Below are 13,159 nucleotides of genomic sequence, written 5' to 3'. Positions count from 1 at the left end.
GCCGCGCGCAGCCGTCCGCGGGACGAAGTGATGCGGCGGGGGCGGACGTTGGAGAACGGGGTCCTGGAACTCACCAGGGTCCCCGACACCATGAGCCTGCTCGCGAGCTACCGCGTGGACCTCGACAAGCGGGGCGAACTCCGGTGGCCGAGCTGAGGGAGCGGTACGGGCTGCGGCCCGAGGACCTGAATCCGGACCTCGGGCCGCTGGGCCCCCTGCTGCCGAGGGACTGAACACCTGGGACGGGTCATTCGCTGTTACCGGGTTACCCGGCAAGGGGTTCGCCGGGTTGCCGACTACCAGCGGTACCAGCGACCCCTTGATCCACTCGCGCTCGTGCCCCGCACCAGGAATCCCAGCAGCCAGACGACGAGCACGATCAGTGCGATCCACCAGAGTATTTTCACCGCGAATCCGACACCGAAGAGAATCAGGGCCAGAAGCAGTACGAGCAGAATGGGAACCATTGTGAACCTCCTGGGCCCCGAGTTTCCCGAAATCGGAGTCTCAGACATCGCCCAGGGGAATCGGCCGGTATTTCGGTGTCAGCCGGCCTTTCGGCAGAGGATCTCGCCGTGCGGGACGGTGAACCAGGCGTCCTCCTGCCGTCCCCACTGCCGCCAGGCCTCCGAGACCGCCCGCAGCCGCTCCGGGGTCGCCAGACCGCCCTCCGTCGCCCGGTCCGCGTAGGCCGACGCGAGTGTCCGGTCCGCCCACAGGCCGCTCCACCAGGCCAGCTCGGCGGTGTCCGCGAACGTCCACGTGCTGGAGGTGGCCCTGATGTCCGTGAGCCCGGCCCGCAGCGCCCAGGACTTCAGCCGGCGTCCCGCGTCCGGCTCGCCCCCGTTGGCCCGGGCCACCCGCCGGTAGAGGTCCAGCCAGTCGTCCATGCCGTCCGACGCCGGATACCAGGCCATGGCCAGGTAGTCCGACTCGCGGACCGCGACGTACCCGCCCGGTCTGGTGACCCGGTGCATCTCGCGCAGCGCCCGCACCGGGTCACCCACGTGCTGGAGCACCTGATGGGCGTGGACCACGCAGAAGGTGTCGTCCGGGAAGTCCAGCGCGTGGATGTCCGCGACCGCGAAGTCGACGTTGGTGAGTCCCCGCTCGGCGGCGGTCGCCCTGGCCCGGTCCAGGACGCCCGGCGCCCGGTCGACGCCGGTGACCTGTCCGTCGGGGACCAGTTCGGCCAGGTCCGCGGTGATCGTCCCCGGGCCGCAGCCGATGTCCAGGATCCTCATGTGCGGCTTCAGCGAGCCGAGGAGGTAGGCCGCCGAGTTGGCGGCGGTGCGCCAGGTGTGCGAGCGGAGCACGGACTCGTGGTGCCCGTGCGTGTAGACGGCGGTCTCCCGCGGCTGTGACTGCGGCTTGGACATGACCGTGCCCCTTCTCGTCTTCTCGAACGACCCGCTTCGAACGACTCGCTCACCACCGTACGCAGTCGTGCCGAATAATGAGACACACGTCTTGGGATATGGACAGAGTCCGTCAACTGGCGCCGACCGGAGGTCAGTTCCGGCCGAGCGGACGGTAGACCGTGAGCGCCTCGGGGAGTTTCTCGAGCGTCACGCTGCCCTCCACCTCCGTGACCTCGCCGTCGTACGCGAGGAGGGTGCCCGGCGCCACGTCGTCCACGTGGAGACGGCTGACCAGGACGCCCGCATGGGCGGGGGAGCGGGTCAACGGGCCGGCCACGGCCGCCGCCAGGAGGCGCAGCGAGGGCCCCCGGCCGCCGTGCACCACCCGTACGTCGAGCCGCCCGTCCGCCAGGTCGACCCGGCGGGCCGGTACGAGGCCGAGCCGGTGGTAGGTGCCGTTGCCCGCGAAGAGCAGCCACAACGGGCGCCGCTCACCCTGGAGTCGAGCCTCCAGAGGATGGCGGTCGCCGCGCAGGACACGGGCCGCGGCGACCACCCCGGCCGGCCAGGCGCCGATCCGGTCGGACCAGCGCTCCCGTTCGCGCACCAGCTCCGGATAGACGCCCAGGCTGCACGTGTTGAGGAAGACGCCCTCCTGGTCGCCGGACCGGAACCGGCCCACGTCCACGCGCACCGCCTCGCCCCGGCGGACCGCCCGCCCGACGTCCCGGGCGTCCTCGACGCCCAGGTCGAGCGTGAAGTGGTTGAGCGTGCCGCCGGGCAGTACCGCGAGCGGCCGTCCGTAACGCAGGGCGACCGCGGCGGCCGTGTTCAGCGTGCCGTCGCCGCCGCACACGCCGAGCACCTGACAGCGGGCCGCCGCCTTCTCCAGCTCGCCCGGCAGGTCCTGGGGCGCGCACTCCACGATCTCCGCGAGCGGCAGCGCGTCCTCCAGCGCGCGGACCCGGTCGGCGGTGCCCGCCGCGGTGTTCGCCACCAGGACCAGACCCTCGCCGTCGGGCAGCGCCGGAGCCGTGGCGTGCGGCCGGGCCGGGGGCGCCGACCGGTCGCGGGTCGGCATGAGCTCCCGTACGGCGAACGCGGCGCCCGCGCCGAGGGCCGCGCCGGCGAGGACGTCACTGGGGAAGTGGACACCCGTGTAGACGCGGGACATCGCCACCGAGAAGGCCAGCGGTGCCACCACCGCACCCAGCCCCCGGGACTCCAGGGCCACACCCGTCGCGAACGCGGCCGCCGACGCCGCGTGGCCGGACGGGAACGACGTGGTGATCGGCTGCCGCTTCAGCTGCCTGACCATCGGTACGGCGTCCAGCACGGGGCGTGGACGGCGTACCGAGCGCTTGCCGACCGTGTTGATCGTCGCGGAGGCCACGGCGAGCGAGGCCAGGCCCCGGACGGCGGCCCGACGGGCCCGGGGGCTCCCGGTGGCCGCCAGGGCGGCGGCCGTCGCGAACCACAGGACGCCGTGGTTCGCGCTGCGGCTCAGCCTCGGCAGGACGCGCTCGGCGCCGGGCCAGTTCCTGGTGGCTGCCGTCTCGAACAGCCGGAAGTCGAGCTTCAGCAGTTTCTCGCGCAGGGCGTGGCTGCCGAGCTGCGGGACGGTGAGGTCGATGTCTGCGGTCATGAGGCTCTGGGTACCCTGAAGTGAGCCTTTTTGTCTTGTCGAACAGGTCACGGGGCTCGTCGGGAAGTCGTGGGGCGAAAGGAAACCTGTATGCGTCTGCTGCTCATCCGGCACGGTCAGACCCCGTCGAACGTGAAGTTCCTGCTGGACACCGCGGTTCCGGGGGCAAGGCTGACCGAGCTGGGAGCGAGGCAGGCCGCCGCACTGCCGGAGGCCCTCGCGGATGAGGCCGTCGACGCGATCTACGCCTCCACACTGACCCGTACGCAGCTGACCGCCGCGCCCCTGGCCGAGGCGCGCGGCCTCGACGTGCGGGTGCGGGACGGGATCCGCGAGGTGACCGCCGGAGACCTGGAGATGCGGGGCGACGCCGAGTCCGCGCACACCTACATGACCACCCTGTTCGCGTGGGCGGCCGGCGACACGGAGCTGCGCATGCCGGGCGGGGAGAACGGTGTGGAGGCGCTCGGGCGGTTCGACGCGGTCGTCGCGGAGGCCGCGGACAGCGGGGCCGGCACGGTCGTCATGGTCAGTCACGGCGCCGTGATCCGGATGTGGGCTGCGGCCCGCGCGGACAACGTCGACGTGCCCTTCGCCGCCGAGCACCGGCTCGACAACACCGGCGTGGTCGTCCTGGAGGGTTCGCCGGCGGACGGCTGGAAGGCGGTGTCCTGGGCGGGCGCGGTGGTCGCGGCGGCCGGGCCGGACACGGGCAGCGGACCGGCGGGAGAGGCACTGCACGGCTAGGACCTGTCCGGCCGTGGATATGGGTTTGCCCGGGGTCGTGGTGGGACCGCAGAATGCGTCCTCATGGGACACCTCGAAGCAGCGCACCTTGAGTACTACCTTCCCGACGGGAGGGCGCTGCTCGGCGATGTGTCGTTCCGGGTGGGCGAAGGGGCCGTCGTGGCCCTCGTGGGGCCCAACGGCGCCGGGAAGACGACCCTGCTGCGGCTGATCTCCGGCGAGCTGAAGCCGCACGGCGGGACCGTCAACGTGAGCGGTGGGCTCGGCGTGATGCGCCAGTTCGTGGGCTCCGTACGGGACGAGACGACCGTACGCGACCTGCTCGTGTCGGTCGCCACCCCGCGGATCCAGGAGGCCGCCAAGGCGGTCGACCGGGCCGAGCACGGCATGCTGACCGTCGACGACGAGGCGGCCCAGCTCCAGTACGCGCAGGCCCTCTCCGACTGGGCCGAGGCGCACGGGTACGAGGCCGAGACCCTGTGGGACATGTGCACCACGGCCGCGCTCGGCATGCCGTACGAGAAGGCGCAGTGGCGGTTGGTGCGCACCCTGTCCGGTGGTGAGCAGAAGCGGCTGGTGCTGGAGGCGCTGCTGCGCGGCACGGACGAGGTGCTGCTCCTCGACGAGCCGGACAACTACCTCGACGTACCCGGCAAACGGTGGCTGGAGGAGCGGCTCGCGGAGACCCGCAAGACCGTGCTGTTCGTGTCCCACGACCGGGAGCTGCTCTCCCGGTCCGCGCAGAAGATCGTGTCCGTCGAACCCGGGCCCGCCGGTGCGGACGCGTGGGTGCACGGCGCGGGTTTCGCGACCTATCACGAGGCGCGGCGTGAACGGTTCGCGCGTTTCGAGGAGTTGCGCCGGCGCTGGGACGAGAAGCACGCCCAGCTGAAGAAGCTGGTCCTGAACCTCCGTCAGGCGGCCTCCATCAGCCATGAGTTGGCGTCCCGCTACGCCGCCGCGCAGACCAGGCTCCGGAAGTTCGAGGAGGCCGGCCCGCCGCCGGAGCCGCCGCGCGAGCAGGACATCACCATGCGGCTCAAGGGCGGCCGGACCGGCGTAAGGTCCGTCACCTGCAAGGGACTTGAGCTCACCGGGCTGATGAAGCCCTTCGACCTGGAGGTCTTCTACGGCGAGCGGGTGGCCGTCCTCGGCTCCAACGGCTCCGGCAAGTCGCACTTCCTGCGGCTGCTCGCCGGGGACACCGTGGCGCACACCGGCGAGTGGAAGCTCGGTGCGCGGGTCGTGCCCGGGCACTTCGCCCAGACGCACGCCCATCCCGAGCTGGAGGGCCGTACGCTCCTCGACATCCTGTGGGCCGAGCACGCGCAGGACCGGGGCGCGGCCTCGTCCCGGCTGCGCCGCTACGAACTGACCGCCCAGGCCGAGCAGCGCTTCGAACGGCTCTCCGGCGGCCAGCAGGCCCGCTTCCAGATCCTGCTCCTCGAACTGCAGGGCGTCACGGCACTGCTGCTGGACGAGCCGACGGACAACCTCGACCTGGAGTCCGCAGAGGCGCTCCAGGAAGGGCTGGAGGCGTTCGAGGGCACGGTTCTCGCTGTCACACACGACCGCTGGTTCGCTCGTTCGTTCGATCGATATCTGGTGTTCGGCAGTGACGGGAAGATCCGTGAGACCCCGGAGCCCGTATGGGACGAGCGGCGGGTGGAGCGGGCGCGGTAGGGGCTTCGCCCGGGCGGCGAGGGGTACTCGGGTCGCGTAGCGAAGGACTCGGACGCGACGAGTGGGGTGCCACCATGACCGGAGTCGACCCGGGCCGACTGGACGACCAGCAGCTGATGAGGGAGCTGGAGACGATCCACCGGACCCGTCACGACACGCTGCTGCACGCGTCGAGCGACGCGTTGCGCGCCCACAACGACCGGATGGCGCAGCTGGAGGGCGAGTACCTGCGCCGCCACCCGCGCCGCCCGATCGCCGCGGGCCGCACCCGCGAGGGCGCCCGGGACCGGGACTGCACCCAGAAGTGAGAACGGTGCCGCTGCCAGGCTCTGGTGGCAGCGGCACCGGCGGCGGTGGATCTCAGCGGCGCACCGGGGGAGATCCCAGCGCCGATGGGCCGCGACCGCCGCGACGAAGGCGGGACCGCTACCGGTAGGAAGCGCCGTCAGGCGGCCTCCTTGCCGAACTCGGACACGAGTGCCTCGCAGAATGCCTTCAGATCGTCGGGCTGCCACCTCGCCGACGACCTCCTGAACGGGGAACGTGTCCCCGATCCGTTCCCTGGGGACCGGCTACGCGTCCTCCCCGGGCTCCCCGGGGCCGCCCACGACCGCCACGGCCAGTTCCTGGACGGAGGCGTAACGCGCCTTCGGGGGAAGACGCTCCAGGGGCTCGACCAGCGTGTCGGGGGCATGGCCGGCGCGCAGTAGGCCACGCAGTTCGCGTGGCCCGGCCGGGAAGGACGTACGGCCCAGATAGCGGGCCAGTTCGAAGCGCACCGTCGCGATCCCGGCCGGTGCGCGGCCGGGATCCACCGGGCCGCCCGCGATCGGCGGGTCGTCCTCGGCGGCGGGTTCCGGGTCGTTCCACTCCTCGGTGCGGGTCGGACGGCCGGACCTGAGCAGGCCCTGGACCTGGTGCTTCATCTCGTCGTCGCGATGGGCGCTGACGCGGCCGCTGCCTTGTTGCATGCGTGCCTCCAGACTTCGGGGGTTCCGGCCGCGTACCCGAGGATCCGCGGCCGACACGCCTCGACGGCTCTTCCTGCCCGGGGGCCTCCTCCCTGGTGGAGGAGGCGTACGGGTGGTACCGGCCGAGTCACCGGACAGTGCTGGGCGAAACCTGTTTGGCACGCATACGGCGGGGCAGGCGCAGCATCAGTGCTTCGGACAGGAGGCACGTCCGTGGGAGCGGTGGATCACCGACCCGGGTGTGTCTCTGTCCCGGTGGTGCGCACCCTCCCGCGGGAACCCGTCCACCCCGAGCACTCCTAGGGAGTTGCGACGCACCATGCGAACCCACACGAGTCCGAAGCGGCATCCGCACGACGACGCCCCCGACACCGCCGAGGCCTTCCGCAAGCTCGCCGCGCTCCCTCCGGGTCAGCAGCGCGACACCCTCCGGGCGAAGATCGTCGAGGCCTGGCTGCCCATGGCCAACCGGCTCGCGGGCCGTTTCCGGAGCCGCGGCGAAAGCCTCGACGACCTGCGTCAGGTGGCCGCGCTGGGCCTGGTCAAGGCCGTCGACCGCTACGACCCCGAACTCGGCAACGCCTTCGAGAGCTACGCCGTCCCCACAGTCACCGGGGAGATCAAGCGCCACTTCCGCGACCACATGTGGACCCTGCACGTCCCGCGCCGGGTCCAGGACCTGCGCAACCGGGTCCGGTTCGCCTCCCAGGACCTCTCGCAGACCATCTCGGGGCGCAGGCCCACCGTCGCGGAGATCGCCGAGCACGCCAACCTGACCGAGGAGGACGTCAAGGCCGGCCTGGAGGCGCTGGAGAGCTTCACCGCGCTGTCCCTCGACGCCGAACTGCCCGGCAGCGAGGACGGATACTCCCTCAGCGACGCCCTCGGCGCCGCCGATCCGGCCCTCGACACCGTCATCGACCGCGAGGCCGTCAAACCGCGTCTGCGGGCACTGCCCGAGCGTGAACGCGCCATCCTCTACATGCGGTTCTTCGGGGACATGACCCAGAGCCGCATCGCCGAACAGCTCGGTATCTCCCAGATGCACGTCTCCCGCCTGATCAGCCGCTCCTGCAACCGGCTGCGGGACCAGGTCATGAAGGACGCGGCCTAGAACGGACCCACCCGGGCAGGTTGCCGGGATTCCGGTCCGCGAACCGTTCCCGCCGTGTCGCGCTCACCGAGCTGAAGCAGCTCGGTGAGCGCGACACGCGTCGGCCCGCCGTCACCCGCTCGGGCGTGCCCGTCCCGCGAATGGTGCCCGGCCGCGCGCGCGGCGCCGCCGGGCGGGCTGTGATGGGGTGCGGGGCATCACCCGACGCTCCCCGCAGCCGCCGCTCGAAGGAGCCCAGCCATGCGCCGCACCGCCCGTGTCCTGTCCGTCGCCGCCCTGGCCGGTGCCGCCCTCGGTGCCGCCGCCTCGGCCGCGTCCGCGGACGCCGCCGGGGAGGTCAACCCGCGCACCGTCGGACCCGGCGGCACCGTCACCGTCTCCGTGGCCTGCGAGGCGACCGGTGGCACCCCGCCCGCGTCCATCGACGCGCACTCCCAGGGCTTCGAGCAGGGCACCGTCCAGCTCCAGCAGGTGCCCGGCAACGACGACCAGGTGACCGGCCCCGCCTACAGCGGCACCGCGAAGATCGCGCCCGCCTGGAGTTTCGAGGGCGACCAGAACGCGACAGCGCCCGCCGCCGAATGGTCCGCCGACGGTACGTGTCCCGGGCAGGCCGGAAGCCAGGGCAAGGCGTGGAAGGCCACGTTCACAGTCACCCGCGACGGCACCGGCACCGGCACCTGCGGCACCGACCCCCACGGCGACTTCCAGAACGGCGACTTCCAGGACGTGTCCTCCTGCCCCCCGCGCACCGCCGAACGCACCCCCGCACCGGTGCAGCGCGGGGTGGAGGCGGGCCAGGGCGGCGCGTTCACCGACTCGGTGCCCGCGCTGGTCGCCGGCGGGGTGCTGATCGCGGGCGCCGCCGGGGCCGCCGTACACCGGCTGCGCCGCAGGGAGAAGCCGACGCGCGGCTGACCCGGACCGCCGCCCGCACCGCCCGCCGGGCCGGCCGAAGCAACCCCAGCGGGCTCCCACGGGTCCCTGTGACCGTGGGTACTCGTAGGCACGGGCGGGCACACGCACCGCACAGGCAACGCGCGGAGGAACGCATGCGGCGGACGGACTCCCAGGGGCACGGCCCCGTCCGCTACGGCCCGCCGCTCCCCGCCGACGGACTCCTCGTACTGCCCGAACTCGCCGCCGTGCTCGCCGCCGCGGCCACCCGCCCCGATGCCCAGCCGGCCGGCGGAGGCCCCGCGCTCCTCGACGCCGCCCGCGGCTACTGGACCCGGCGCGGACTGCCCGCCGAGCCCGACCAGGTGGCCGCCGCGCCCGGCGCCCCGGCCCTGCTGCACGCGCTGACCGCCGCGATCGGCGGTGACGTCCTGGTGCCCCGGCCCTGCCCGGCCTGGTGGGCGCCGCAGGTACGGGCGTTGGGCAGATCCGTGTTCCACGTGGGCACCCCGGCCGACTGCGGAGGCGTGCCGGACCCGTACGCCCTGCTGGAGACCGTACGGAGGGTGCGGGCCGAGGGCGGTGATCCGCGGCTGCTCGTGCTGTCCGTGGCTGACGACCCGACGGCCACCGTGGCGCCGCCCGAACTCCTGCACGAGACCGTCGAGGCCGCCGTGGGGGAGGGGCTGCACCTGGTCAGTGACGAGACCTGGCGCGACACCCTGCACCGGCCGCAGGACACCGTGCTGCTCAGCCCGGCCGAGATGCTGCCCGACCGGGTCACCGTCGTCACCGACCTGCGCGGCGCGTGGCTGCCGCCCGGCTGGCCCGCCGCCCTCGCCCGCTTCCCCGCGAACGCCTCCGGAGACGCCCTCCGCGCGCGCGTGCTCGACGTACTCACCGCGCTCGGCGCCCGGATCGCCGAACCCGTCGCCGCCGCTGCCCGCTATGCGCTCGGCGAGCCCGAGCCCGTCACCGAACGGCTCACCGCCGCCGTACGCCTGCACGCGCGCGTGGCGACCGCCGTGCACCGCGCGGTCGTCGCCGCGGGCTGTCTGGCCCTGCCGCCGAGGGCCGGACGCCATCTGTACGTCGATCTCGGCCCCCTGCGGACCGCACTCGGCGCACACGGCGTCGGCGACGCCCAGGAACTGGAGGACCACCTCACCGACCGGCTCGGCATGCCCGCACCGGGCGGTCACCGCTTCGGGGACGACCTGGCGTCGCTGCGCGTCCGGCTGGCCACGGGCGCGCTGCTCGGGGACACGCCGGCGGAACGGACACAGTCGCTCACGTCACCCGAACCACTGGAACTGCCACACGTGCGACGCGCGTTGACCCTGGTGGAATCAACCTTCGACGATCTTTGTGACGACGCTCAGCGACGGGAGCCTCCTCGATGACGCAGCAGTCCGAGTCGACCACGAGCACCAGCACGAACCCGAGCATCGGCATCGGAAACAGCGCGGTCGGGACCTCGCCGCCCGAGACGCTTCAGCCGCCGCACGGGACCCGGGTGTGGCCCCGTTCCTTCGCCGACCGGCTGACCACCCCTCTGCCAGGCCTGAGGGGCATGGCCAGATTCGCCAGAGAGGGCGCGGTACGGCCGACACCGGAAGGCCTCGCCGACATCCCGCGGCTGCCCTTCGAACCCGGCCCGCTGCCCCGCGTCGACGCGCGCACGATCGCCGTCTCCTGGGCGGGGCACGCCAGTTGGGTGGTCAGGATCGGCGGCCTCACCGTCCTCACCGACCCGGTCTGGTCCCGCCGCATCCTCGGCACACCGGCCCGGATCACCCCCGTGGGCGTCGCCTGGAGCGCGCTGCCGCGCGTCGACGCCGTCGTCATCAGCCACAACCACTACGACCACCTGGACGCCCCGACCCTGCGCCGACTCCCGCGCGACACCCCGGTGTTCGTGCCCGCCGGGCTCGGCCGCTGGTTCAGGCGCCGCCGGTTCACGCACGTCACCGAGCTCGACTGGTGGGAGACGGCCGAACTGGACGGTGTCCGCTTCGACTTCGTGCCGGCCCACCACTGGTCCAAGCGCGGCCTCACCGACACCTGCCGCACCCTCTGGGGCGGCTGGGTGCTCACCGACCTGGACGGGCAGCGCGTCTACTTCGCGGGCGACACCGGGTACGGCCACTGGTTCGCCCGTATCGGACAGCGCTACCCGGGCATCGACCTCGCGCTGCTGCCGATCGGCGCGTACGACCCGCGCTGGTGGCTCAGCGACGTCCACTGCGACCCGGAGGAAGCGGTACGGGCCGCCATGGACCTCGGCGCGCGCCGGATGGCGCCCATGCACTGGGCGACCTTCGTGCTCTCCGCCGAGCCGGTCCTCGAACCGCTCACCCGGGTGCGGGCCGCCTGGCAGAAGGCCGGCCTGGCCCGTGAGGACCTGTGGGACCTGCCGGTCGGGGGTTCACGGGTACTGGGCTGAGTTGTTCTCGCCCCCGCCGCCCCTACCCGTCCCATCCTGTACCTGGGGGCTGCGCCCCCAGACCCCCGCTCCGGCCCTGGACGGGCCTTGTCCTCAAGCGCCGGACGGGCTGAAGGTGCGGGCCGGGGTGGGAGGGGAGCCGGTCCTGAACGGGCCTTGTCCTCAAGCTCCCCCAGAGGGGGGACCCCCGGACGGGCTGAAATGGCTGGGTTCGCCTCTTGGTGTCCGAGGAATGCCGCAACCCCGCGGGCCCCGGCCCGGCCCCCGCTCAGGCCGTCCCGCGTATCCGCCGCCACGCACTGGGTGCCGCGCTGATCGCCAGCGTCAGGGCGACCGCCGCCACCACGCCCTCCCAGGGCTCGTCGAAGAGCGAACCGCCGAGGACGCCGATCAGCTGGTACGTCGCGGCCCACGCCAGGCAGGCGGGGATGTCACCGCGGGCGAAGCGGCGTACCGGCCACTTCGCCATCAGACAGGCCAGCATCACCGGAATGCGCCCGGCCGGCACCAGCCGGGACAGCACCAGGACCGTCACGCCGTTCTCGCTCAGCTTCCGCTGGGCCTGCGCGAGGCGGTCCTCGGGCGCCCGCGACCGGATCGCGGCCAGCCAACGCGACCCGTTCTTCGAGTCCATCCCGCGCCGGCCCAGCCAGTACAGCGCCACGTCGCCGAGGAACGCGGCCACCGAGGCCACCGCGAACACCAGGACCATGGCGAGTGGCGCGGTCTCGTGGAAGGCCACCACGGCAGCCGAACTCACCAGCGCCCCCGTCGGCACCACCGGCACCAACGCACCCACCAGCACCAGCAGGAACAGCGTCGGATAGCCGATCGCCTGCCCCGCCGACCCCTGCCCCGAGGTCGAGGCGGCGGCCAGGACCACGTTCACCGCGCGACCCCCAGGCGTACGCTCTCGCCGTGCTCCAGCCGGTACACGTCGACCGCGGGCGCGCGCGCCGCCGCGAGCCGGACGAACTCCTCACCCGGCGCGTGGAACTCATGGGGGCGCACAGCGTCCATCCCGATCGGCCAGTACGTGCCGTAGTGCACCGGCACCGCGCTGCGCGGCGCCAACCGGGCCAGCGCCTCGGCCGCCCGTTCCGCGTTCAGATGCCCCTCCCCGAGATACGGCCCCCAGCCGCCCACCGGCAGCAGCGCGGCGTCGACCGGCCCGACCTCCTCGGCCATCGACGCGAACAGGCCCGTGTCCCCGGCGAAGTACGTCCGCGCCTCGCCCTCGACCACATAGCCGAGCGCGGGCGCCCGCTGCGGTCCGACATTCAGCCGCCGCCCGTCGTGCCGCGCGGACACGGCCCGTACGACCAGGTCACCGACTTCCACCCGGTCCCCGGCGGACACCTCCGTCACCCGGAGATGCGCCAGCCGGCGCGACAGGCCGGGCACCGCCTTCGGCGCGCCCCGGGGCAGGATCAGGCGCGCGCCCGGCGCGAGGCGCGCGAGGGAGGGCACATGGAGGTGATCGGAGTGCAGATGGGAGACGAGCGCCAGGTCCGCGCGCCATGCGCCGGGCGGCGGCAACTCGCCCCGGCGACGGCGCAGATGGGCGAGCCGGCGCACGAACAGGGGATCGGTGAGCACGCGTACGCCCGAGTCCTCGACCGTACAGGTGGCGTGACCCCACCACGTGATCTCCACCGGCACCCCTTTGCCTCCTTCGCGCGACTCCCCGAAGCCTACGGGCAGGAGTAGGGTCGGCGGGAAACCCGGGGCGAGTGGGGAAACCCTGAGGTGAGCGGGGAAGCCCGGAGCTGAGGGGGACGCCATGGGACACGCGCACGCCGCCGTCGGTCTGCGCGGCGCGGTACCGCGGGTGACCGCGATCGCCAGCCTGACACCGCTGGAGGAACTGGACGAGGAGCCCTTCCTCGTCGACTCCCGCAGCCAGCACGCGATGTGCGCCCGCTGGGCCGCCGAGCACGGCTACGTCGTCACCCGGGAGCTGCTCGTACGGAGTCTGCGGCCCGACCACTCCGCCCTCTGGGACGGCGTCGAGCCGGGCCTCGACCTCTTCGTGGCGCCCAGTCAGCGAGTCCTGGAGCACGCGCTGACCTCGGTCGACGAGTTCACCGCCGAGTGCGCGCGACGCGGGGTGCGGGTGGAGACGGTGGGCCGCGCGGAACCCTCGTACGACGCCCAGATGAAGGCCCGGGTGCACCGGCGCCTGTCCATGCCCACCGCCGGGTACGACGGCCGCTGAACCCGCGCCCGGCCCGCACGCCGGGCTCCGCTCCCTCGTTGTGACAGGGTGTGCACAGGCCCCGCCGTGGGGACGGG

At 73.1% G+C, this 13,159-nt stretch carries 14 protein-coding genes and 2 pseudogenes; 10 read left to right on the top strand and 6 right to left on the bottom strand.

Features of this window, described 5'->3' with window-relative positions; all coding sequences use genetic code 11:
* Positions 1-39 precede the first annotated feature (39 nt).
* Positions 40-156 (top strand): annotated as a pseudogene (gvpO, locus tag PV734_RS07020) (gas vesicle protein GvpO); the annotation flags it as partial.
* Positions 144-233 (top strand): annotated as a pseudogene (gvpK, locus tag PV734_RS07015) (gas vesicle protein GvpK); the annotation flags it as partial. The pseudogenes gvpO and gvpK, both read left to right, overlap by 13 nt.
* 63 nt (positions 234-296) lie before the next feature.
* Here the strand turns inward: gvpK and PV734_RS07010 are convergent.
* From PV734_RS07010 to PV734_RS07000, 3 genes are all read right to left on the bottom strand, one after another.
* Positions 297-467: a hydrophobic protein gene (locus tag PV734_RS07010; protein WP_319094675.1), complete on the bottom strand. Its 171-nt coding sequence runs from the start codon at positions 465-467 to the stop codon at positions 297-299.
* Between the two features lie 78 nt (positions 468-545).
* The gene (locus PV734_RS07005; protein WP_319288942.1) at positions 546-1,379 is read right to left on the bottom strand and encodes a class I SAM-dependent methyltransferase; all 834 of its coding nucleotides are present in this window, start codon (positions 1,377-1,379) and stop codon (positions 546-548) included.
* A gap of 133 nt (positions 1,380-1,512) precedes the next feature.
* Positions 1,513-3,006 carry a bifunctional phosphatase PAP2/diacylglycerol kinase family protein gene (locus tag PV734_RS07000; protein WP_319288941.1) on the bottom strand — a complete coding sequence of 498 codons (1,494 nt, stop codon included), beginning with the start codon at positions 3,004-3,006 and terminating at the stop codon, positions 1,513-1,515.
* A gap of 90 nt (positions 3,007-3,096) precedes the next feature.
* On the opposite strand from PV734_RS07000, the gene PV734_RS06995 reads away from it, so the two are divergent.
* The 3 genes from PV734_RS06995 (at position 3,097) to PV734_RS06985 (ending at position 5,744) form a co-directional block, all read left to right on the top strand.
* Positions 3,097-3,753: a histidine phosphatase family protein gene (locus tag PV734_RS06995; RefSeq protein ID WP_319094678.1), complete on the top strand. Its 657-nt coding sequence runs from the start codon at positions 3,097-3,099 to the stop codon at positions 3,751-3,753.
* A gap of 63 nt (positions 3,754-3,816) precedes the next feature.
* Positions 3,817-5,436 carry an ABC-F family ATP-binding cassette domain-containing protein gene (locus PV734_RS06990; protein WP_319288940.1) on the top strand — a complete coding sequence of 540 codons (1,620 nt, stop codon included), beginning with the start codon at positions 3,817-3,819 and terminating at the stop codon, positions 5,434-5,436.
* Positions 5,437-5,510: 74 nt separating this feature from the next.
* Positions 5,511-5,744 (top strand): DUF6158 family protein, encoded by a 234-nt coding sequence (locus PV734_RS06985; RefSeq protein ID WP_319094680.1) that lies wholly within the window; start codon positions 5,511-5,513, stop codon positions 5,742-5,744.
* A gap of 264 nt (positions 5,745-6,008) precedes the next feature.
* Here the strand turns inward: PV734_RS06985 and PV734_RS06980 are convergent, their stop codons facing one another.
* Positions 6,009-6,407: a DUF2795 domain-containing protein gene (locus PV734_RS06980; protein ID WP_319094681.1), complete on the bottom strand. Its 399-nt coding sequence runs from the start codon at positions 6,405-6,407 to the stop codon at positions 6,009-6,011.
* Positions 6,408-6,726: 319 nt separating this feature from the next.
* On the opposite strand from PV734_RS06980, the gene PV734_RS06975 reads away from it, so the two are divergent.
* The 4 genes from PV734_RS06975 (at position 6,727) to PV734_RS06960 (ending at position 10,864) form a co-directional block, all read left to right on the top strand.
* Positions 6,727-7,521 (top strand): RNA polymerase sigma factor SigF, encoded by a 795-nt coding sequence (locus PV734_RS06975; protein ID WP_319094682.1) that lies wholly within the window; start codon positions 6,727-6,729, stop codon positions 7,519-7,521.
* A 240-nt stretch (positions 7,522-7,761) separates the two neighbouring features.
* A complete protein-coding gene (locus PV734_RS06970; protein ID WP_319094683.1) occupies positions 7,762-8,439 on the top strand; it encodes a hypothetical protein in 678 nt (225 codons plus the stop codon).
* Positions 8,440-8,573: 134 nt separating this feature from the next.
* On the top strand, positions 8,574-9,821 hold the full coding sequence (locus tag PV734_RS06965; RefSeq protein WP_319288939.1) for an aminotransferase class I/II-fold pyridoxal phosphate-dependent enzyme: 1,248 nt from the start codon (positions 8,574-8,576) through the stop codon (positions 9,819-9,821).
* A complete protein-coding gene (locus PV734_RS06960) occupies positions 9,818-10,864 on the top strand; it encodes an MBL fold metallo-hydrolase (RefSeq protein WP_319288938.1) in 1,047 nt (348 codons plus the stop codon). Before PV734_RS06965 ends, PV734_RS06960 begins: the two co-directional genes overlap by 4 nt.
* Before the next feature lie 268 nt (positions 10,865-11,132).
* Here PV734_RS06960 and PV734_RS06955 read toward each other — a convergent pair whose 3' ends face one another.
* On the bottom strand, positions 11,133-11,753 hold the full coding sequence (locus PV734_RS06955; protein WP_415924163.1) for a DedA family protein: 621 nt from the start codon (positions 11,751-11,753) through the stop codon (positions 11,133-11,135).
* On the bottom strand, positions 11,750-12,526 hold the full coding sequence (locus PV734_RS06950) for an MBL fold metallo-hydrolase (RefSeq protein WP_319094687.1): 777 nt from the start codon (positions 12,524-12,526) through the stop codon (positions 11,750-11,752). The genes PV734_RS06955 and PV734_RS06950 overlap by 4 nt, the downstream gene beginning before the upstream one ends.
* Before the next feature lie 121 nt (positions 12,527-12,647).
* Here PV734_RS06950 and PV734_RS06945 point away from each other — a divergent pair, with 121 nt between their 5' ends.
* Entirely contained in the window at positions 12,648-13,082 is a 435-nt protein-coding gene (locus tag PV734_RS06945) for a hypothetical protein (protein WP_319094688.1), read from the top strand.
* Positions 13,083-13,159: the final 77 nt, after the last annotated feature.

The organism is Streptomyces sp. AK08-02 (assembly GCF_033795085.1).
In the GTDB taxonomy this organism is placed as follows: domain Bacteria; phylum Actinomycetota; class Actinomycetes; order Streptomycetales; family Streptomycetaceae; genus Streptomyces; species Streptomyces echiniscabiei.
The sequence above is the reverse complement of the archived record's forward strand: the minus strand, read 5'-3'. Positions and strand labels throughout refer to the sequence as shown.